Source organism: Sphaerotilus microaerophilus (assembly GCF_023734135.1).
Lineage (GTDB): Bacteria > Pseudomonadota > Gammaproteobacteria > Burkholderiales > Burkholderiaceae_C > Sphaerotilus > Sphaerotilus microaerophilus.
The window spans coordinates 3,545,133-3,564,279 of record NZ_AP025730.1 but is presented as its reverse complement, the minus strand read 5'-3'; the positions used below and the strand labels follow the sequence as shown (position 1 = coordinate 3,564,279).

The window sequence follows — 19,147 nt, the reverse complement described above, 5'->3', positions numbered from 1 at the left end:
ATTAGCTCCTCGCAGGGCTTGAGGGGGCTGCGTCCAACGCTTGCAGCGCCGCGCGGCAATCGAGCAGGCCGGCGCCGACTTCCTCGGCTGGTCCCGGCAGGCGTTGGGCGGATGAACACAGCAGCCGGCGCACGCCGGCAGCGTCGATCGCACGACCCAGCCGGCGCGCGCGTGCGATCATCAGCGCCGCAGCGCCGGCCACGAAGGGCGCCGCAAACGAAGTGCCAGAGCTGGCCTGGTAACCGTGGCGGCCAACACCCACGATACCCTCGCCCGGCGCGCACAGCGCGATCTGGGGCCCCCAGGTGGAAAAGCGCGAGCGCTGGCCGAGCGCGTCGACCGACCCGACCCCGATCACTTCTGGCAGGGCGGCCGGGTAGAACTGCTCACGTCGGCCGCTGTTGCCGGCCGCGGCCACCAGCACGCAACCGCGCGCCAGCGCGTAGCGCGCTACAGCCTGGTGCGGCAGCGCCGCGTGTGGGTCGGCCTCGTCGCGCGGCGAGCCCAGGCTCATGTTGATGACCGTGGCACCCAGGTCGACGGCGACCTTGATGCCGGCGTCGATATCCGGCAGCGCGCCAACGCCCACCAGGCGCGCGCCGCCGGCCTCGCGCCGCGCCGCCGCCAGCACGCGGATGGGCAGCAGCATCGCCAGGCCGGCCAGGCCGGGCGGCAGCCGGAAGCCGCGCGCGCCGACGATGCCGGCCACCAGGCAGCCGTGGCCCACCTCGTCGTAGGGGTTGTAGTCCCAGCCGCGCGAGTCGCCCACCAGCCGCATGTTGTCGTTGAGGCGGCCCAGTCCCAGGTCGACGGTGTCGTAACCGGCCATGCAGCGGCGCTGCAGTTCGGGGTGGCCCACCACAACGCCGGTATCGACGATGGCCACGGTCACGGTCGGGTCGCCCGGCTCCAGCGCCAGCGCTTCGGGCGCACGGATGCGCTGCTGCGCGGCGCGGGCCTGGGCCTGTGTGACGCGGCGGCGCGGTGGGTGGCCCGCATCGGCACCGGCAAGGGCATGGGCATCGAGTGGGGCGTAGGCCAACTGCTGCTCTTCGCAGTGTTCCACGGGGCCCAGATCGCGCAGCGCTTCGCGTACGTAGGCGGCGGCGTCGCTGCGGCCCAGTTCCACCTGGTAGCTGCGCGACAGGCCCAGCGCCTCTTCGGTGTCGTCAAAGCCCACGTGCTGCTCGCCCGGCCGGCCCAGCGAACGGCGGGCGTGGAAGATGCGGCGGAAGCGCGCGCCGTCGGCAGCGCGGGCCAGCAGCGCGTCGATGCGCCCGCCATCCAGCCGCGGGCTGGGACGTCCGGCGCCGGACAGGCAATCCAGGTGCGCCGGCACCGCGGCCGCGGCCACTCCGCTGCGCAGCGTGAGTGTGAGGAAGCCTTCGCGCTTCATGCGCGGCCTCCAGCGGGTGCCCAGGGGTCGGTGGTTTCGACGTAGGGTTCGGCGTAGGCTTCGGCGCTGAAGGGGTGAACCAGCGCGTAGCAGTGCGGCTCCAGGTCGCCCAGCCGCACCTCCAGCGCACCCGGCTCGAAATGCTCAGGCAGGCGCACCACCAGGCGATCGTCGTCCAGCTCCTCGATCTCCAGCGCCTCGCCATTCAGGCGCACCTCGGGCGGATAGCCCTCGTGCAGCAGGTGGCTTCCGCCAAGCGCCAGACTGCGGGTGGAGGGATGCACTTCCAGCACCGCGGCCGGGTCGGGTAAGGCGGCCTGGCCTTCAGGGAAGGGGGGCTCGTCGTCCAAGCTCAGCGGTCGCAGTGAGTGCACCGGCAGCCTTCGGGGTCCAGGTGTGAACACGGGCGCCGGCCGCGGCTGAGGCTGGCGCGGCGGGGGCGGTGGTACCTGCACGGGCGCAGGCATGGCCACGGGCGGCCGCGGTGCCACCACGCCGCCAAGCCGTGGCTGCCCGGCCTGCAGCGCGCGGCGCAGACGTTCGATGGGCACGTCGGCCATGCGGGCCACGGTGTTGACGCCAGTGGAGCCCTTCAGCCGTTCCAGCTGCGCAAGGTTGGTCACGCCCAGTCGCTCCAGCTTCATCTGCTCTTCTGGCTTCAGGCCAAGGCTGTCCAGCGGGGCCGAGCGGCTGGCGGCCAGCGAGATGGTGTTCTCCTCGATCATGGGCTTGGTGATGGTCGTGAAGTCCATGGCCAGGGTGCTGGCGCCCGCCTCATTGGGGCCGGCGGCGCGCAGCAACACCTGTCCTTGGGGATCCATGTCAACGAACACCTTGAGCTCCAGATGCAGTTCCTTGAGGGCGTATGTCAGCGGGCGGTTGACGGCCTTGATGCGCAGCGCGTCCTGCACGCGGTCGAGCTGGGTCGTGATCGAGGTGATGAACTCCTCGACCATGAATCCGGTTCCGGCAGGGTTGTGGCGATCGGCCAAGTCATCGCTCCTCCAGGGCCAGCTTCAGGTGCAGCCGCTGCACCGGCGGGAGGAAGCCCGCCTCCCAGCGCGAATGCGGCGGCTGCGCCAGAAACACGAGTTCCTCGCCGCGCGTCGCGGCACTCACTTCGAGCGGCATGACGACCTCGACCTCGGTAACCACCAAGCCCGAGCCCGGCGCCGTGCCGATCCCCTCGAACAGCTGCAGCAGGGTGTCTGCCAGCTCGGTTCTCACGACACGCTCCCGACCGGTGCCCAGGGGTCAAAGGCCAGGGCTTGCGCCGGCACCGGCCTCGGCGCGGTCACCGCCGGCGCAGATGGGGCCGGCAGCGTCGGTGAAGGAAGGGTGGGCAGCGGGGATCCCGGCACCACCGGCTGGCCCGGCGGCAGCGTGCCGGGCGCAGGGGCCGAAAGCGCGGGCACTTTGGCGTTGTTGTTGATCAGCTGAATCGCGGCCGAATCGGCAAAGCGCTCCAGCGGAAATGTCTCGCTGGCAAAACGCACAGTCACTTGGCCGGTGAGGTCGGCGCGCACGTTGATGGCGCTCTGAGCGTTCAAGCTGGTCGTATTGACCATGACGCTGGTGGCGCCGAACGGGCTGCGGCCGGCAGTGCCGCTCATGTTCCCGCTGGTGACCTTGTTTTGATCGAACTTGATATTGGTCGACTCGGTGGCGTCGATGTGGAACATCAGCTTGGCGCTGATCTCGCCGTCCTTGACGATCACGCGGTTGATGCCCATCAGCACCATCGTCGCAAGCGTCTGTTGGCGCCGTTCGGCCATTTGGCGCCGTGTGGCCGGCACCACCACCTCGTTGAGGCTCTGCTCGTTCAGTTGGTCAGCGCTCTCGAATCCCAGATCCTTGAAGAAGCTGGGAAGGGCGCCCGCGTTCGGGTTGACCACCAGTTTGGCCGTACCCCCGCGTGTGTCGCGGCCGAGCACCCCGCTGTATTGGTCGGCAAGGTAGTCCTTGGCCATGCCGTCCGACACGTTGTCGCCCATGAACCTGTCGACAGTGCCGGCCACATTCTTCAGCAACTCGGCGTAGGCCTCCATCTGCTGGATCGACGCATCGACAATGGCCTGGAAAGTGCCCTGGATGAGCGAGGCGACGAAACTCGGGAAATCGATGGCGTTGAGCGTGGCGCGAGCGACCTCTCCTACCCGGCCCACCGGGCCTGTGCCCTGGACAGCCTGTGCAGGGGGAGATGCAGTGCCCGGGTTGATGGCGCCGCTGCTTGCAGGCGTTGGGGCGGTGGCAGGAGTCGAAGCGCCGCCTGGCGACAGCTGCGAGCGCAGATCGGGCGCCATCTGGTGCGCCAAGGGCGGCATACCCAGCACCTGCTGGATGCTGCCCAGCGAACGGTCGAACTCATGCCGCGCCTCGTTGTTGAGCGCGCGGTAGGCTGGGGCCTTCTGCAGCACCTGGACCAATTGGCGCACAGCTGCCACCTCATGGCCTTCGCCAAGCGGGACGGTGGAGGACAGTTCGGCTCGCACGGCGGCAATTCCGCAGTCAGAGCTGGAACAGTCGCGTGGCCGGACTGGCGTCGCGCAGCCGCGCCATGCGTTCGGCCCAGGGCATGCCCTGAGCGTGACGCAGCAGGGCTGCGACGATCTCGTTGCAACCAAGCACCGGCACCGGGCTGCGCGGGCTGGTGCGCAGCGCGGCGATCAGTGCCGCATGAGTGGACACGTCCCAAGTACCCGTGACCGGCAGATTCGCGGCGCGCTGGAAGGTGGCCAAGTCCTGATGGCCAAGGCCACCCAGCGCCTGCTGGCGCAGCGCTGGCGTCTCCACCGGCGTGGCCGCGTCGAGAACCAGCGCCAGTGCGGCCGCCGCGCCCAACTGCACGGCACGGTCGATCAACAGCGTCAGGCCTTGTTCGGAATCCAGACCGATCTGCCGAGCCACCGTCAGAACAGGCTGCACGTACAGGCGCGCTGCCATCTCATTCTGGGCGCCCTGGAAGGGTGGGTGAGTGGCGGCACGCTTGAAGCGCGTCAGCCATGGTTCCTGCCATAGAAGTCTGCCACCCACCGGGCGCAGCCTGGGCGAGAATCCGTCGGGCGACTCCCACGCGCGCGGACCGGCCGACGCATTGGTGACGGCGATCAGCTTGTCGGCTTCTGGGAAGGTCGCATCGAAGGTGGATCGGTCGCGCTCGCGCATGAGAGCCAGCAACTGTCCCAGCGTCCCCTGCTCCTGTACGAAGGGGAAGGCGCCAAAGGTCAAGCCGAGGTGGTAGCGCTGGTGGGCCGGATGGCCGGTTCCAAAGCGACCGGCAAACTCGGCGTCTTCCAGTGTGCGCGCGAAGCCATCGCCGCCCGATTCATAGGGCGCGATGCGCGCCAGGATGGCCTTGCAGGCCTCGATGTCGAAGGGCACGCGCATGGCTCCCGGCGCCGCCTGCAGTTGGCTCTGTTCGTCGGAGTAATCGACGCCATAGGAGTCGTCATAGGGCAGGTTCTGAGCCGATTCCAACTCAATGGCGTTGTCGTCATGTCCCGCTTGCGCAGGGTGGACACCGTCTGCTTCCTCGTCCGGCAGCATCTCGGGCAGAGGATCGCCTGCCGGGGCATCGAAGGCTTGAGCCGCGTCGTCGCCGTAACTGCACATGCGGCAAGCGTCAGAGGCCTGCGCCGGGGCAGCGGGCTCGACATCCTCGCCCTGTTCCTGATAGGCCTGGGCTGGCGGCTCGGAGGTGCCGAATCCGTCGTCGTATTCGTCTTCGCCTGCGGTCGTTCCACCGCCCCAGATGTCGCCCAAGTCGGCCTCGGGCGCAGGCGCCGCGAATGCCGCAGCTTCGCTGCCTTCCAGCACAGGCTCGCGCCACACATCGTTGTTTGCATAGATATGCGCGAGGTCCTGGCCGTCACCGTAACCATCATCGACACCGTCGCTTTCCCCGTCTGCATCGAGCGCGGCAGCTTGCTGGTAGACGTTGTCGTTGTTATCGCTTTCGTAGTTGTCGGCTGCATTGAATTGGTCGTAGGCCCCATCGTCATCGACCATGAGTCCGATGGACTCGGGCAGACTGGTCTCGTGGTCCTCGCCGACTTCTTCCTCGGCCAGGTTCAGCGACTGGATTGCGCTGACCTGCAACAACCGTGTCACCGGCGTTCCGAACATCAGCGACAGGCTGCCGGCCAAATCGCTGGCCAGTGCCACCGAGGGTGCCTCGGTCGCCAACTTCTCCGGCGGGTGGCCGTAAACGGCGCGGGCGCCGTTGCTGTCGTCATAGGCGATGACGGTGTAGTACAGCCGTGGCGCCGGGAGCATTGCGTGCAGTACGCTGCGGGGCACGAGGAAAAAGCAGGGTGGCCCATCGTCGTGTAGCAGCCCATCACGCTGGCTGTCATAGAAGTTCGACGCATTGCGTGCCCCTGCCTGCGAGGGAGAGAACAGGGCTCGGTCACGCGTGATCAAGACGCGAAAGCTCTGACGGCCACCGGTGTCGATGCTGAAGCTGAGGTCGCAGTGCCGTTTGTCCACGGGGTCGTGGATGGGTGTGATGCGCGGCACGCCGGAGGCCAGTGCACGCACTGGGCGGCGGGTTGCCAGATTGCCTTCCTCGATCGTCAGCATGTCGTCTCCTCTCGCCAGGCGGCGCACCGGCTCACCTAACGGTGCTATTACGCAATCCACGTTCCAGGTGACAAGTGCTTGATTTGCAAAGAAATTTTCGAGACCCACGACCGGGGTTGTACGCTGCGCGGTTTACGTCGACTGGGACTCATACCTATGTCGGGACTGTCAACCAGGGTGTTGCACTGCTGTAAACCCACAGGGGTGACGTCGGCGAAAGGGATGGTTACGTGCCGGCAGCGTCTGAAAGGGCCCCCTCGGGGGCGGGGCAGCACCGCCTTCACAAGGCCCGTCTTGGATGGCACGCTGGCGGGCGGGCGGTTGAAAAGGTGCGGCTTCTTTGGCCAAGAAGGTGCTGATGACCTGTTTCCCTCTCGCCGTTCCGAGGTGAAGCAGCAGGAGACCGTCAACCAGGCAATGCTGGGTTACACACATCTACACGCACGTGACCATCGGTCGGTTGCAGGAGGTGCACGCCCGGACGCATCCTCGTTCCAGCGCCGCCGGGTCTGAAGGCTGTGGCTCCAACAACCGGGCTGGAGTGGAGCGGGTCAACGCCACCTTCGCCAACCTTTTTGAGGATGCACTCTGCCGGCGCCGGATGCCCTACTACACCCTGTACCACCCCCAAGCCCGGCTCGTCGTCCCCGCAACCGCCACCGCCAGCCCAGGCCAGAGCACTGGTGGCAGCGCGACCGGCCACACCATCGCTAGCCACCCGGCGCAGGCGATCCCGACGCACAGGCTGCCCCACAGTGCAAAGCGTTCCGGGCGGTTGCCTGCCAGGACACGGGCACGCACCCGGCGCCGCTGAAGCGCATCGATCCAGCTGGCCACGACGACAGGCAACAGGCCTGGCCACCAGTGCAGCAGCGCGGCCAGGCGATGCGTGGCCAGCAGCACCAGGGCATCGATGGCGCGGAAGTAGTCGTTGCGCAGCAGGCGCTGTTGCACAGCGTTCATCTCCTGCCCGACGGCCCCAGCCATGGGGTCGACCGGGATGGGTGCCGCGGCAGCCTTGGTCGGCAGAGGTGCCCAGCCATCGGAAACCTGTTGCCAGCGCAGCGTCCTTTCCAGGATCGACTCAGCAGGCTGCCACCCCCAGGCTTCGACCGTGGCTTGGTGCTCCTCGCGCAGCACCGCTACGAACTGCTCAGGAGGGTGGGCTGACGGCAGGTAGAGCACCAACAGCAGCAAGGCGCTCAGCGATGCGACAACGACTGCCCGAATCATCGGGTGCTCCGCGACTGAGGCTGCGTCACACCCTGATCCGGATCCAGGATCGGGAAGCGCCCCTTCAGGATGCGCCCGCCCGACACCGAGGCGAAGTACTGCAGATTCGGCAGCTTGCCCAGCACGTCGGCAGGCACACGCTCCTCCAGGCTTTCAGAGAGCTGTGCCGATTGGCTCGCCGAGAAGTCTCCCAGGTGCGTGTCGCTGCCCTGGCTGCTGCCCACACGCAGCGTGTGGATGGCCGTCTTGCCAAAGGTCTCCACCACGAAGTCCTGGGTGGGGCGGTCCTTGCTGCGCAGCGCGATCAGGTTGTTCAGGTTGCCCAGCGCCATGCGCGCGGCGTCCTCACTGCCCAGGCGGCGGGCCAGGTCGGCCAGGGTCTGCATCGCGCAGGTGGTGTAGATGCCGCCCTCGGCGCCCTTGTTCAGGATCTCGATGAGCGGCTGGTTGATCACATTGGCCACCTCGTCGACGAACAGCGCGATGCGCCGGTACTGGCCCAGGTTGTAGCGCATGCCAGTGCGAGCAGCCATGTCCGCCAAGGCGAGTGCGCCGATGGCCGAGGCCACCGAGGGATCGGGCAGCGAATCCAGGCACATGTAGAGCACATGGCCGGCGCGCTCGATCTTCTCGAAGTTCATGATCGGGCGCAGATCGGTGGCATCGAAGGGATCCGGCGACAGGCTGTGGCCCAGGTCCCCGGAAGTCAGCATCGACAGGATCGGCAGCAGGTTGGCGGTGATCTTCTGGTAGTGCTCGCGGTTGTGCCGGAAGGTGCGCACCTGGGCGTCCAGTACCTTGTGGCGCTGGTTTTGCGGCAGGTGCTGCTCGTAGTAGCCCACATAGGCCATCAGGTCCGCACTTGCGGCCTCCGAAGGCCGCTTCAGGCTGCCACGCTGCGCCTCCTGCAGCAACCGGCGCATCTCCGGTCGGTCCCGCCAGTCGGCCCCCAGCACCCGGGCATAGAAGCGCTGCAGGCTGGCTTCCAGCACCGGCTCGATACCGCCCTCGATGAACTGCGTCAGCTTGGCCAGGTTGGGCCGCTCCTCCAGCTCGATCAGCCCCTGCACCACCACGTTGACGGCATCCCAGCCGAAGGCGGAGAAGGTGCCGGCCGTGTCCGGCGGCATCACCGACTGGATGCGCGAGGCAATCTCGGTGGGCTTCTGCCAGTTGAACATGAAGTCCAGCCGCACCCCCCGTTCCGGAAACGCTGGGTGGAACTCCAGGAAGGTGTCCGGCTCGCGCCAGTCGGTGCAGGCGCGCTGCACCACCCGCTTCAGACGGTGGCTGTTCTTGGGATCGATCACCACCACCACGTCCCCGCGGCGCACCGCCTGCGTCACGAGGTGCGCGAGTGCCACCCCCTTGCCGGACTGGGTGGTGCCCACCAGCAGCGTGCCGCCTTCGAAGTTCTGCAGCGGCCGGTACAGCGGCCCTTCCCGCGGCTCTACCCCGTGGATGTAGGGCAGGCCGATCTCGGAATCCGGCTGCGGGTGTCGCCCCTGACCCAGCCAGCCTGCCACCCATCGGGGCACTGCAAGCTCGCGCGGATCGATCTTGGCCAGTTCGTACAGCCGTTGTGCATGCACGGGGCGCCACTCGAAGCCGAACCCCAGGAAGACCTGCGCTGGATCACGACACCACTGCGCCACCTCAGTGGCTGTTCGCACTTCGATGCCCTGCCCGAGCAGGGCCGCTCGCTGCCTCAGCACCTGGTTCGCCTGCACCAGCCGCAGCACTGCCATCACTAGGCACCCCAGGCTCAGGACCCAGGCCAGATCCAACGGCAGGTGATGCAGTGCGGCGGCCGCGGCGGTGCCAAGCCCAGCCGCCATCCAGGCCAGCCCGGCCAGGCCTTCGTAGGCAGGCCGCCAGGGCATCTCGTAGGGGCGCAGCAGCATGGCTGGATCTCCCTTCAGCAGGCATCTATGCGCTGCCTGAGGTACCGGGCCGAGAGCAGCAACCCTGGGACAGAGACCCCATCCAGCATCCGCTGCACCGTCGGCGCTTCTCCCGCTGCCACCTCCAGCATGCCGGCCTCGCGCAGTGCGCGCAGGATGGCGGCAGGTTGAGGGCCGGTGCCGCTCAACGCCGACAGCGGCACAAACAGCGGTGACGGTGTTTGTGGCTCACTCGCCCGTGCTCCCCATTGCGGCTGCAGGGCAGGGGAGGCCAGCGCCACAGCCAGGGCGCTGCGGATGGCGGGGCTCAGCCGCAGCGGTGCGTCGAGGACCCAGGTCGGCTCTGGAGGCGACGGGACCCCCTCGGACGTGGGCGCAGCGCTGTCCTCAAGCAAAGTCAGTTGTTCGGTGGGAGAAGTTGGCATCGCAGAGGCTGTGGCCTGCGCGAACAGCTCCTCTGCGCTGGAGTCGGGTGGAGTGGCGGCAGGTGCAGGAGCGAACGCTTCCATCGGCCTTCGAGGCACGGCGATCGCCGCAGCGGGCGCAGAGCGGGTGCACAACTCATCCGCCAGCGGCATCGCCGGCGCTGAGTCTGTTCCCAGCCCCACCTGGCCCGGGTGGCGCAGCTTGAGTGCGTCCAGCGCGCCCCGTCCACCGGGTGGGCGGATCGACCAGAGCTCAGACCCATCTGGTCGGGGTTCCACCGCGCCGGAACGCAGCAACACTTCGGCGGCCTCTTTCGCCCCTCTGGGCAGATCGATCAGACCGCTGGCGGTGAGCAGGCGCAGCACGTCCTCACCCCCACCGGGCCAGACCACATAGGCGCCATCGGCTGCCCACCAGAGGCGGGACTTCTCCCGGTTGACCACCCAGCCCGGGTCGCTGGCCGCCAATTGACGCATCCCATCGATCAGCTCGCGCTGCAGCACCTCGTCCGCCCAGGCCGGGTCTTCTCCGGTGTTGGAAGGCGATCTGCCCTGCTGCAGACACAGCCACAGTGCCCGCCGCACCAGGGCGTCCAGCACATTGGGTTCCGGATAAACCGGCACCCCGCTGACACTGGCCATCAGATGCGGCAAGACCAGGTCATGGCCTTCGGCCAACTGACGCAGCAGTGCCTGCGGCAACACCTGAGGCAGAAGGAACAGGCCCAGGCTGCGCGCGGACGGTCTGCGAGACAGCCAGCGGAACTGGTAGTGCCGCATCTGCTGCCGCTGCAGCCAGTCCACCAACGGCTCCAGCAGGGGATGCCAGCGCTGCTGACCGGCTTCGTCACTGACCTCCAGCCGGTCGGCCACCCGATGAAGTTCGCCACACAGCCCGGCCGCAAAGGTGGCCAGGCGCCAGCGCGGCTCCAGCTGCTGGCGGGTGGTCAGCGACGAAGGTCCTGCAAAAATTCGGGCATCGGTGCCTTGCAGCGCAAAGAATGCCGTCTGCAGTCCGAGCTGGAACAGTCCTCCTGCTTCGCTGAAGGGCCCCTCGGAGGCTGCTGGCAACAGGTGCACACAGCTCGCGTAGCGCTGGATCAGCGGCAGCAGCTCCGCTTCAAAACCAGCGATGCCGCCACCGTGCGCCAGCCGAATGCGGGTGAGCCAGCCCGCTTGTGCCGCGAGCAAGGAGTCGATTGCCACCACAGGCAGGCGCCGAAGTCCTGCGTCGGACCCTGGCCAGGGATCTGCGGCAACGGCAGAGCAGTCGATGGAGGGCATGCCGACCTCATGCGGCCCGACGTTGTGGCGCTTGTGGCCAAGCCTTCAGGCGATCCGCATCGATCGGCAACGGCCGGCTGCGATCCCGGTACGCCACCTGAAGTCGAGGGTCGTGATGGAAGCGCTCCAGCAGCCGGCAGAACGGGCAACCGTTGCTGTGCACGGCCGGTGTTCCGATGGCAGTGAGGTGAGCGCAGCCGCAGTGGCTGCAGTGGCTCACCGACAGCGCAGGTTCGCGGGCCAGCCAGATGCCGTCGAGGTAGGAGGCCACATTGAAGGCGCGGTCCATGCTGATGCGGCTGGGGGATCGCGTGACGCATTGGTAGGCGCGGTAGGCGCACAGCAGCGCGTCGCCCGCAGCCAGGCCCTGCTGGCGCAGCTGCTCATACTTGACCCCAAAAAGACAGGCGTCGGCGCGCAGGATCAGGTTGGCACCGTGGAACCACTCCACCGAGTCCGGCGCCCGGCCGCGCGGAATGGTCAACCCGTCCGGAAAGAACAGCGACTGCACCTGTCGCGGTGGCAGGCCGGTCACGGCGTGGATGGTCTTCAGCCGGGCTCCCAACAGGGCCAGCTCGCGCGCCAGTCGCACGGCCTGCAGGTGGCGATCACCGCGGCTGCGCACGGCCGAACTCCGCGGGAAGGGAGCGAACCCGTGGCTGCAGACGCTGGTGCACCAGGGCGAGCGGGCCGGCAAGCACGGCGGGTGCACTGATCAGGGCGAGCAGGTCCGGCCGGGGAGGGAACAGGGAGTTGTCGCCCACCTGCAGGATCAGCGACCAGAGTTGATCCAGATGCAGCTCGCGCAGGTGGTCGGCCAGGGCGGTGTCCAGCCCGTACCGGCTGCAGGCCTCGGCCGCATCGGCCTGAACGGCCGCGTGAATGCTGGTGAGGATCTGCAGATTGATCCACTCGACATCGGTCAGTGTCAGGTGACTCATGGGTCGTCTCCCAGTGGTGATGCACTCGTGTTGCAGTGAAACCTGTCCCTGGATTCAGAATATGTAACTGCTTGTTTCGTGGGAATGGTGGTTTTTGCAACTCAGGTTCCCAGCTCTGAACGCCACACTCAAGCGCCCGTGAGGCGACAGCATTGCGTTCGCCTGCGGAGAGGCGCCTAGCCCGACAGGACCCGGGAAGGCACTCCGCTGCGGCAACGGTGTGCCGCAGCGGGGGTTCGCAGGTCTGCTGAACTCAGGCGGGCGACAACAGCGCCTTCCACTCCGTGGCTGACTGCTCCACCAGCTTGCCGCCCAGGGCCTCCAACTCGGTGGCGCGGTCATAGGACGACACCTCCTGGCTGTAGTGGGTGACGGCGTTGACCAACCCGTAGCCGGACAGGTCGGCCCCGCTGACGAGATGGCGCAGCACGCCGATGCGTTCGGCCTCGTTGAGGCTGTGGCGCTGCGCCAGCACCTCGACGCTGCGCGTCGGGTCGCCGGTCAGCTCCAGCTCGCGCGTGCGCTGAAACCGCCCCGCCACCTGGCGGAACACGGTCTCCGAGACGGTGGCCTGCACAACGTCGCGCACCTTCAGGAAGAAGGCGCGGTCGTCGGCGCGCAGGGTGTCGTCCTGGAACACCGAGGCCGCCGGCTCGTCCACCGCCAGCGAGCGACCCACGTGGGTCTTGCGCAGCGTGTGGTCGGCGGCGATCAGGCCGTTGCGGCAGACCAGCCGGTACAGCAGCGGCTGGATCGACAGCATGCCCAGGCCGACCTCCGAGTTGGAGATCACCAGGCCGGCCTGCACCACGTCCCCCGGCGCCATCTCGCAGCTCAGCTGCGGGGTGACGCACTTCAGGTACATGCGCGTGTCGGTCAACTCCATCGACTCGAAGCGCAAGTCCGGCACCTGCATCAGGATGGGCAGCACGCTCTCGGCGAGTTCGTGGTTGTCCAGCCGGCGGTAGCGGTCCGACAGGACCGCCCGCACGGTTCCATCCAGCGTGCGCAGCATGCGCCGCTCGCCGTCTTCCTGCAGCCAGGTGTTGACGTTGTGGTCCAGCAGCTCGGGCTGCTCCTCGCGCATGCGCTCGAAGTAGGCGAAGGGGATCTTCAGCTTCTCGGCTAGCTGGCGGCGCGCCAGGGTGGTCAGGCCATAGCGGGTGGGGCTGGGGCCGTCCTCCACCAGCAGGTGGGTGTGGCCACCCGACTCGGTGCAATGCTGCAGGCGCTGCGAAGGGACCAGCAGGTCCTTCTTGGCGCTTTGCTGGCGCTCCAGTTCATGGGCCAGGCTGATGAGACTGCGTCCGTGTTTCATGTGAGGCTCCTCGTGAGAAAACAGTGCGGGGCCCGCCGCCATCGCGGGGGAACCCCGCGGGGTGGATGAAATGAAGGGCAAGGTCATGTCTGGGCCGTGGGTCCGGCCCGGGCCGTGCTTCATCCCCAAAGGGGCCGCACGGCGTGCTTCAAGGCTGTCTTTGCGCTCGGGTGGGGGCCCGCAGCGCCTGGCCTGACAGCTGCCAGTGGAGAAAGTCAAATCGGAAACTTCAACCCGGCGCCCCAGTGATCAGCGAGCGCCGGCACCACACATCGGCCCAGTCGGCGCCTGCATGTCGGGGCACGAAGACCCTGACTTGTCGGTCGCTTTCGCCTTGGCCTTCGCGACGCAGCCGACGGGCCAGCGCGAAGGCAGCGCACTGCCCCGCGAAGTCGCCGTCGGCGTCGTTGTCCGCGTAGACATCGACTCGCCGCAGCCCGGCAGGCAACCAGAGCTTGTCCAGGTTGCCGGCGTTCAGGCCTGCCCAGACCGGCTTGCCGGTGGCCAGGTGCAGCGCCAGCGCCGTCTCGATGCCTTCGGCAATCGCCAGGCCTTCGCCCGGTTCGTACAGGCGCACCGCGGCGCCATGCAGGCCGCCGGAGAGCACCTTCTTGGCATCGGCCGCATGCAGCTTGCCCCCGCCGTCCAGGTAGGTGCGGTGCAGCGTCACGGCCTGGCCATCCGGCCCCTGGATGCAGGCCAACATCGCCGGGTACTCGGCCACACGTCGCGACCGGCCGGCCTCGTCCTTGGCGTAGTAGCCCAGAGCAGGATGAAAGCGCAGCACCGCCGGGAATTCCGGCAGCACCAGGCCTCGCCCGCTCAGGTAGCGATCCACCGCGTCGCCGCGGGTCACTGGGGCGGCTTCGTCCCAGATGCGCTGCACCAACTGCTTCATGGAGGCCGAAGAAGGTGCCGGGGCCTGCGCCGTTGCAGCAGGAACGAGGGGCAGCAGCCCCACGCAGGCTTCGACTTCCCGGAGCGCACGCGCAAAGCCCATCCCGGTGGTGGCCTGCAGCAGCTTGAAGCCGCCGCCGGGGCCGCAGTGCCGGCAGTGGTAGTTGCCTTCGCCGAACTTGTCGGTGTACTGGTAGCGATCGGTGCCGCCACAGCGTGGGCAGGGCTGGTTGCGTCGGGACAGCCAGCGCGGGTCCACACCCAGTCGGGGCAGGATCTCGCTCCAGCGGCCCTGGGCCCGCAGCCGCACCGCGTCCAGGCGGGCGGCCGAGGCAGCAGCGTCAGTGCGCAGCATGCGAGTCTCCCGAAAACTCTGTTGGAGCGTCGATGACCGGAGCGCATTCCACCGTGTGGCCGGGCTGATCCCCGTTGCCGTTGCCGTTCCCGATGCCGATCGACACCCGGAAGCTGCGGCCCTGCAGCAGCGGGTACTGCCCCAGCCGCAGCTCGGCCAGCAGCGAGTCGAAGGTCTGCACCGGGTCGGTGGAGCGCAACCGGCGCAGCAGGTCGGCCAGCGCCTGCAGGTCCTCGCCCAGCTCGTGGTCCAGCGACAGGTCGTTTTCATCCAGGTAGCGCGACAGCTGCCGCAGCGCGCGACCACTGGCTTCGCCGGCCGGGATGTACAGCGTGCCGTCATGGCCGACGCCTTCAGACGAGACCTCTGTGCTGATGTCCCCCGATTGGATCCGCAGCCTGTCGCAGAGCACCACCGGCGCCCAGAGCCAGCGGCCCTCGAAGCTGCTGCGGGTGTGTTCATCGATCGCCTGCAGCTCCACTTCCTGCGATTCCAGGTCCTGGATGCAGCGATGCGCCCAGTGCCCAGGGTCCAGCCAGACCGCATCGACCACCAGGTGGCCTCGATGGCGGGCGAACATCCAGCGCGCCGCATTGAACTCGTCCAGCGGTCCCAGGTTCACCAACGTGCAGCTGCCGCCCTCAATGGCCGCCCGTGACGGGGCGCGGTCGAGTGCCTGAAGGAAGTCGCAGGCGCCGTCGGCCTGCTGGTGCGGATAGCCTACGATGGCCTGGCAAAGCTCGGCCGGCAGCAGGTCCAGGTCGTTGAGCAGGTCCCGGTGACCCCACTGTCGCATCACCTGGAAATAGGCAGCGACGAAGCGCTCGGCACTAAGCCGGGCCTTGGCCGCCACCAGGGCTTCGCGCCAGGCAGACCCCAGCGCGGCCTGGATGCGCGGGCACTGCAGGTCCTCATCCAACAGGCTCATCCGATCGGGCAGGCGAGCCAGGAACTGAGCTGCGTCCAGGTGGACGATGTTGACCCGGTCGGCGTCCCACCAGATCGGGCGCAACACACAGATGCCTTGCAGGTAGACCAGGGACTCGCGGCTGCACCTGCCGTCGTGCCGGCCCGCCAAGTGCACCAGGCCGACCGGGGTCGGCAGCGCCTGCAGCCGGTCGATCGCGTAGCGTCGTTCCAGTGCCCGCCCATTGAAATGGATGGGCACCGGAAAGCCTTCGCAGAGCCTCTCGATGCGCTGCTCCAGCTCGACCAAATGGACGCCGTGCAGTTCGACCTGGCAGCCTGGACGCCCGGACGAGGTGGTATCGGGTTGGACCTCGATCAGCTCCAGCGCCAGCGCCGCTTCGGTCATGAAGTCGATGCGCCAACCCTTGGAGCGAACGATGCAGCGTTCGGCCGCATACAGACAGCTCGAGAAGCCTACCCCGAAGGGATGCTCCTCGTGGATGGACTCGGCCTGCCAACCCGACTGGTGCAGGGTCAAGAGGGTCTGAAAGTCGTCGATGCCGCAGCCATCGTCGGCCACACTCAGGCGGCGGGCTGCAGCGTCGAAGTGAAGCTCGATGCGCGTGGCGCCCGCGCGGCGGGCGTTCTGCAGCAGCTCGACCACGAGGGTGTCGCGGTGTGCAAAAGCAAAACGCTGGTTGCGCAGGGCACCAGCGGCATCGATGCGAACCTGGATGTTCATGGGAACTCCTCGATCAACAAGTGGAGGGAACAGGCCCCGAGCCGGCCCGCACCCGGCGGGTCGGGCCCGCGCGGGGAGGGGGAGAGCACAGAGGGCAGAGCGGTCGGCTGCTTACGGCAGCGACGGCGTGAACAACTGGCCGGTGGCCTGCGCCTCGCCGAGGGCGTGGCGCGGCAACGCAGCGCGGGTGAGGCACTGGGAATGCAGTGGACGGCCCTGGGCGTCGAGCCGGTCGATGCGCAGCCCGAGATGGGCGCCCACCGGCAGGCTGTGCACCTGGTAGGGCAGGCGCTCGGCACCGAGGATCAGGAAGAGCCGGCCGCTGCGGCCGGTGCGGACTTCCTGGGTCTGCACCAACTCGCCGAGGTCGTCGTCAGGCGTGACCTGGCACAGCCGCAGCGGCAGCGGGTGTTCACAGGTGAACTGGGGCATGGTGTGCTCCTTGGAGGAAGGCGAATGAAGTCGGATGACGGGGCCCTCGGCACGACTCAGGCGAACAGGTCGCCCTGAAGACGTACTTGCAGCACCTGTTCGTTGAGCCACTGCGGGTTGCGCAGCAACTGCGACTCGACCCATTCGGGACGTTGGGCGATGGCCTCGCGCACCCACAGGGGGTAGCGCTGCAGCGTGGCGCCCAGCCAGTGATGAAGACCGGCGCGGATGTGGTCGCGCAGCACCTCCGCATCCACCAGACCGCAGTAGGCAATCGGTGACAACGGGCTGCAGCCCACCACGTGCAGACAGCGCACGAAGGAGAACGGCCGGTCCTCCTTGTGCCGTTCGGTGAAGACCCAGCGCAGGGTGTCGAGCTTCTCTTCCAGCGGCGTGGCCGGATCGGTCAGCCGTTCGATCTCCTGCAACAGGCGCCAATGGAGCAGGACGATTTCTTCGTCGCTCCATTCAAAGGGCGGCTCGGCGCCAGCCTCCGCCGCAGCGTCGCCTGAGTCGGAGGGGTGATCAGGGCCTGGTGGGAACAGGCTATCGGCAAAGCCGGGGAAAGCGTCATGACCGCGATGACAGGCTTGAGACAGAAGCATGGAACCTCCGGGAGAGGGCGGAGGCCACATGCAACCCGACGGGGCGACGAGCCCCCGAGGGTGGATGAGATGCCGACCTGGACGGGCGGCTGCCGCAAGGGCTGGACAAGGCTGGCAGGCGCTAGGTAGGCCGGCGCAGATAAGAGAAGGACGGGCCAGCGACCGGTGGGAACAGGCTTCACAGGGCAGGGCGCTGCGGGTGCGCATCCCTGGCCTGAAAAGCCTGCGGTGCGTGATTCGGCAACATGGCGTTGCCAGAGGGTGCAGCCGTGCCAGGGTGGCATTGCTGTACCGGGGTCTCCGGGGCTCGCCTGATGACGCAGGGCCAGCTGCTGCTGGGTCAGAACCTTAGTCCCGCTGGAGCCCCGGCTCAACCCCTGGACATCGCCTCATCTCCCACCGATCCCGAAACCGCCTGCAATTCGGGGCCATTCATGGTGGAGGTCGCAGGCCTCGCGTTGGACGATGGGGCATCGCTTCAGGAGGCAGGCATGAGCGTCAGCAACGGCAGCGCCGAGCTGCAGATCGTCAAGGTGGACGATGGCGGGGTCAACGCCCGCATCCTGGCTCGACAGGCCCAGGCCGACTTCCGGCGCATCGAAGCGGCCAGCGTCAAGATGCCGGTGCGCTTCACCAGCGCCGAGGGCAAACGGCTGTTCGTGCGCATGTTCAACACCCTGCAGCTGAACACCCACTTCATCTCGGTGATCGCCCGTACCCGCATCGATGCCGACGAGATCACACGCATCGAGCTGGCGCTGCGTGGCCAGCTCGAACAGGTGACCGAGAAGCTGAACCGGGCCATCGATGAGGCTGAGGTGCTGTTCCGGGCCCATGGCATCACCGCGCCGGCAACCTACGACGCCCTGCCACTGGAGCTGGACGTGCATGTGCTGTCCTCGCTGAGCCGCCGCTACCTGGAGGTGCTGGGCAAGCTCGATCAGCTGATGCCCCTGCTGCAGACCTTGGAGATCCACGAGGTGCTCAGTGCGCAGCAGCTGGACAGCCAGCGGGCCGCCCTGAAGCGGCAGGTGCGCAACGTGGCCAACGGTGCCCGCAGCCAGGCCACGGCGCTGCGCAGGCGGATGAACCAGATGTCCCGTCAGGCTGCCGGGGCGCAGGGCCAGGCGGTCGACGGGATCGATGCGGAGGGGCAAGTTGATCCGAATGAGCAACAGGTCCCGGCCGCGGACGCAGCACCCGCCCCTCCGCTCGTCACCGATGGGTTCATTGACGGGATGTTCCAGGGTGTCGATGAACCGGGTGAGGCGGAGTCGCCACCTCAAGCGCCTGAACCGCTGCCCAGTTTGGACGGCGACGCCGGGCTGGCGCTTGAACGCGGCAGGCCCGCGCCTTAGGCTGGTGGTGCTGGATCGATCGCCCGATCGATCCCTTCCGCGGATGTCCGTGGTCACTCTGATGACCTCCTGCCGGACCCGTCGGCGTTGCAGTCGATACCTGCCCCGATCTTCGTGTGCGTGATGCGACCTGCCGTCGCTGCACCTGTCGCCGCGTACCTGGACCCTCGGTCCACTCCTTTGCCCCAGCGCCGTGTCGACTTCGCGGGACCACCGCGACACGGACGATGCACCGGTCCCTCATCGGCGGCAGCCTTCGTGACCTGGCACCTCCGAAACAGAGCGGGTCAAGCCCGATGTCGGCAACGCGCCGATCGGAGGTTCGATCGTGTCTCCACACTCCACCCCACTTCGTTCACCAACCCCGGGCGCAGCTTTGCCGGTGGCGCCAGCGCCCTCCAGCACGCCGGCCCAGACACCGGTCGCGGGCTTCCTGCGTCAGCCGCAGGTGCTGGGCCTGGTGCCGATCTCCAAGTCCACCCTGTGGCGCCGCGTCCAGGCCGGCACTTTCCCCTTGCCGGTCAAGCTCTCCGAGCGGGTCACCGTCTGGCGGGCCGTGGACGTCCATCACTGGATCGGTGAGCAAGGAGGGCAGCCATGACAGTCCGTCTGCCATCGCCGCACCGGCGAGACTCGCGCCCACATGTGCAGCAACCAGCGCAGGTTCATTCCGGGGGGATACCTGTGGGGGGTGGATCACCACCTGATACCCCCAAAGTTCCCCCTTTGGTGGGATGCCCGTTGGCCGCATCCTGCCCTTTGATAAA

Annotated in this window: 17 protein-coding genes; 2 read left to right on the top strand and 15 right to left on the bottom strand. The window is 67.8% G+C overall.

The window, feature by feature from the left end; genetic code table 11:
* Position 1: 1 nt before the first annotated feature.
* From NGK70_RS15295 to NGK70_RS15225, 15 genes are all read right to left on the bottom strand, one after another.
* On the bottom strand, positions 2 to 1,396 hold the full coding sequence (locus NGK70_RS15295) for a S8 family peptidase (protein ID WP_251969380.1): 1,395 nt from the start codon (positions 1,394 to 1,396) through the stop codon (positions 2 to 4).
* Entirely contained in the window at positions 1,393 to 2,388 is a 996-nt protein-coding gene (locus tag NGK70_RS15290) for a hypothetical protein (RefSeq protein ID WP_251969379.1), read from the bottom strand. Before NGK70_RS15290 ends, NGK70_RS15295 begins: the two co-directional genes overlap by 4 nt.
* A 1-nt stretch (position 2,389) precedes the next feature.
* Complete coding sequence (locus tag NGK70_RS15285) at positions 2,390 to 2,623, bottom strand: hypothetical protein (protein ID WP_251969378.1); 234 nt, start codon at positions 2,621 to 2,623, stop codon at positions 2,390 to 2,392.
* Positions 2,620 to 3,813, bottom strand: a complete 1,194-nt coding sequence (locus tag NGK70_RS15280; RefSeq protein ID WP_251969377.1) for a hypothetical protein — start codon at positions 3,811 to 3,813, stop codon at positions 2,620 to 2,622. The genes NGK70_RS15285 and NGK70_RS15280 overlap by 4 nt, the downstream gene beginning before the upstream one ends.
* 91 nt (positions 3,814 to 3,904) lie before the next feature.
* Positions 3,905 to 5,977 (bottom strand): hypothetical protein, encoded by a 2,073-nt coding sequence (locus NGK70_RS15275; protein WP_251969376.1) that lies wholly within the window; start codon positions 5,975 to 5,977, stop codon positions 3,905 to 3,907.
* Positions 5,978 to 6,586: 609 nt separating this feature from the next.
* Complete coding sequence (locus NGK70_RS15270) at positions 6,587 to 7,210, bottom strand: IncC plasmid conjugative DNA transfer DtrJ family protein (RefSeq protein ID WP_251969375.1); 624 nt, start codon at positions 7,208 to 7,210, stop codon at positions 6,587 to 6,589.
* Complete coding sequence (traD, locus tag NGK70_RS15265) at positions 7,207 to 9,114, bottom strand: conjugative transfer system coupling protein TraD (RefSeq protein ID WP_251969374.1); 1,908 nt, start codon at positions 9,112 to 9,114, stop codon at positions 7,207 to 7,209. Before traD ends, NGK70_RS15270 begins: the two co-directional genes overlap by 4 nt.
* 14 nt (positions 9,115 to 9,128) lie before the next feature.
* Positions 9,129 to 10,745, bottom strand: coding sequence for a MobH family relaxase (mobH, locus tag NGK70_RS15260; protein WP_251969373.1), 1,617 nt, complete (start codon positions 10,743 to 10,745; stop codon positions 9,129 to 9,131).
* Positions 10,746 to 10,830: 85 nt separating this feature from the next.
* Positions 10,831 to 11,448, bottom strand: a complete 618-nt coding sequence (locus NGK70_RS15255; protein ID WP_251969372.1) for a FlhC family transcriptional regulator — start codon at positions 11,446 to 11,448, stop codon at positions 10,831 to 10,833.
* Complete coding sequence (locus NGK70_RS15250) at positions 11,432 to 11,764, bottom strand: hypothetical protein (RefSeq protein ID WP_251969371.1); 333 nt, start codon at positions 11,762 to 11,764, stop codon at positions 11,432 to 11,434. Before NGK70_RS15250 ends, NGK70_RS15255 begins: the two co-directional genes overlap by 17 nt.
* A 253-nt stretch (positions 11,765 to 12,017) precedes the next feature.
* Positions 12,018 to 13,082, bottom strand: coding sequence for a DUF932 domain-containing protein (locus NGK70_RS15245; RefSeq protein ID WP_251969370.1), 1,065 nt, complete (start codon positions 13,080 to 13,082; stop codon positions 12,018 to 12,020).
* 229 nt (positions 13,083 to 13,311) lie between these two features.
* Positions 13,312 to 14,334, bottom strand: coding sequence for a DUF7146 domain-containing protein (locus NGK70_RS15240; protein ID WP_251969369.1), 1,023 nt, complete (start codon positions 14,332 to 14,334; stop codon positions 13,312 to 13,314).
* Positions 14,321 to 15,985 carry an ATP-binding protein gene (locus tag NGK70_RS15235; protein WP_251969368.1) on the bottom strand — a complete coding sequence of 555 codons (1,665 nt, stop codon included), beginning with the start codon at positions 15,983 to 15,985 and terminating at the stop codon, positions 14,321 to 14,323. The genes NGK70_RS15240 and NGK70_RS15235 overlap by 14 nt, the downstream gene beginning before the upstream one ends.
* A 111-nt stretch (positions 15,986 to 16,096) precedes the next feature.
* Positions 16,097 to 16,417 (bottom strand): hypothetical protein, encoded by a 321-nt coding sequence (locus NGK70_RS15230; RefSeq protein WP_251969367.1) that lies wholly within the window; start codon positions 16,415 to 16,417, stop codon positions 16,097 to 16,099.
* A 56-nt stretch (positions 16,418 to 16,473) separates the two neighbouring features.
* Positions 16,474 to 17,022, bottom strand: a complete 549-nt coding sequence (locus NGK70_RS15225) for a hypothetical protein (RefSeq protein ID WP_251969366.1) — start codon at positions 17,020 to 17,022, stop codon at positions 16,474 to 16,476.
* A gap of 314 nt (positions 17,023 to 17,336) precedes the next feature.
* Between NGK70_RS15225 and NGK70_RS15220 the strand changes: the two genes are divergently transcribed.
* Positions 17,337 to 18,380 (top strand): DUF1845 domain-containing protein, encoded by a 1,044-nt coding sequence (locus NGK70_RS15220; RefSeq protein ID WP_251969365.1) that lies wholly within the window; start codon positions 17,337 to 17,339, stop codon positions 18,378 to 18,380.
* A 328-nt stretch (positions 18,381 to 18,708) separates the two neighbouring features.
* Entirely contained in the window at positions 18,709 to 18,981 is a 273-nt protein-coding gene (locus NGK70_RS26490; RefSeq protein WP_310742536.1) for a helix-turn-helix transcriptional regulator, read from the top strand.
* The last annotated feature ends 166 nt before the right edge of the window (positions 18,982 to 19,147 follow it).

What these genes read in the sequence shown, in the direction of transcription:
- NGK70_RS15295 (WP_251969380.1), bottom strand. Translation starts at nt 1,396, where the DNA reads ATGAAGCGCGAAGGCTTCCTCACACTCACGCTGCGCAGCGGAGTGGCC.
- NGK70_RS15275 (WP_251969376.1), bottom strand. Translation starts at nt 5,977, where the DNA reads ATGCTGACGATCGAGGAAGGCAATCTGGCAACCCGCCGCCCAGTGCGT.
- NGK70_RS15270 (WP_251969375.1), bottom strand. Translation starts at nt 7,210, where the DNA reads ATGATTCGGGCAGTCGTTGTCGCATCGCTGAGCGCCTTGCTGCTGTTG.
- traD (WP_251969374.1), bottom strand. Translation starts at nt 9,114, where the DNA reads ATGCTGCTGCGCCCCTACGAGATGCCCTGGCGGCCTGCCTACGAAGGC.
- NGK70_RS15250 (WP_251969371.1), bottom strand. Translation starts at nt 11,764, where the DNA reads ATGAGTCACCTGACACTGACCGATGTCGAGTGGATCAATCTGCAGATC.
- NGK70_RS15245 (WP_251969370.1), bottom strand. Translation starts at nt 13,082, where the DNA reads ATGAAACACGGACGCAGTCTCATCAGCCTGGCCCATGAACTGGAGCGC.
- NGK70_RS15240 (WP_251969369.1), bottom strand. Translation starts at nt 14,334, where the DNA reads ATGCTGCGCACTGACGCTGCTGCCTCGGCCGCCCGCCTGGACGCGGTG.
- NGK70_RS15235 (WP_251969368.1), bottom strand. Translation starts at nt 15,985, where the DNA reads ATGAACATCCAGGTTCGCATCGATGCCGCTGGTGCCCTGCGCAACCAG.
- NGK70_RS15230 (WP_251969367.1), bottom strand. Translation starts at nt 16,417, where the DNA reads ATGCCCCAGTTCACCTGTGAACACCCGCTGCCGCTGCGGCTGTGCCAG.
- NGK70_RS15225 (WP_251969366.1), bottom strand. Translation starts at nt 17,022, where the DNA reads ATGCTTCTGTCTCAAGCCTGTCATCGCGGTCATGACGCTTTCCCCGGC.
- NGK70_RS15220 (WP_251969365.1), top strand. Translation starts at nt 17,337, where the DNA reads ATGACGCAGGGCCAGCTGCTGCTGGGTCAGAACCTTAGTCCCGCTGGA.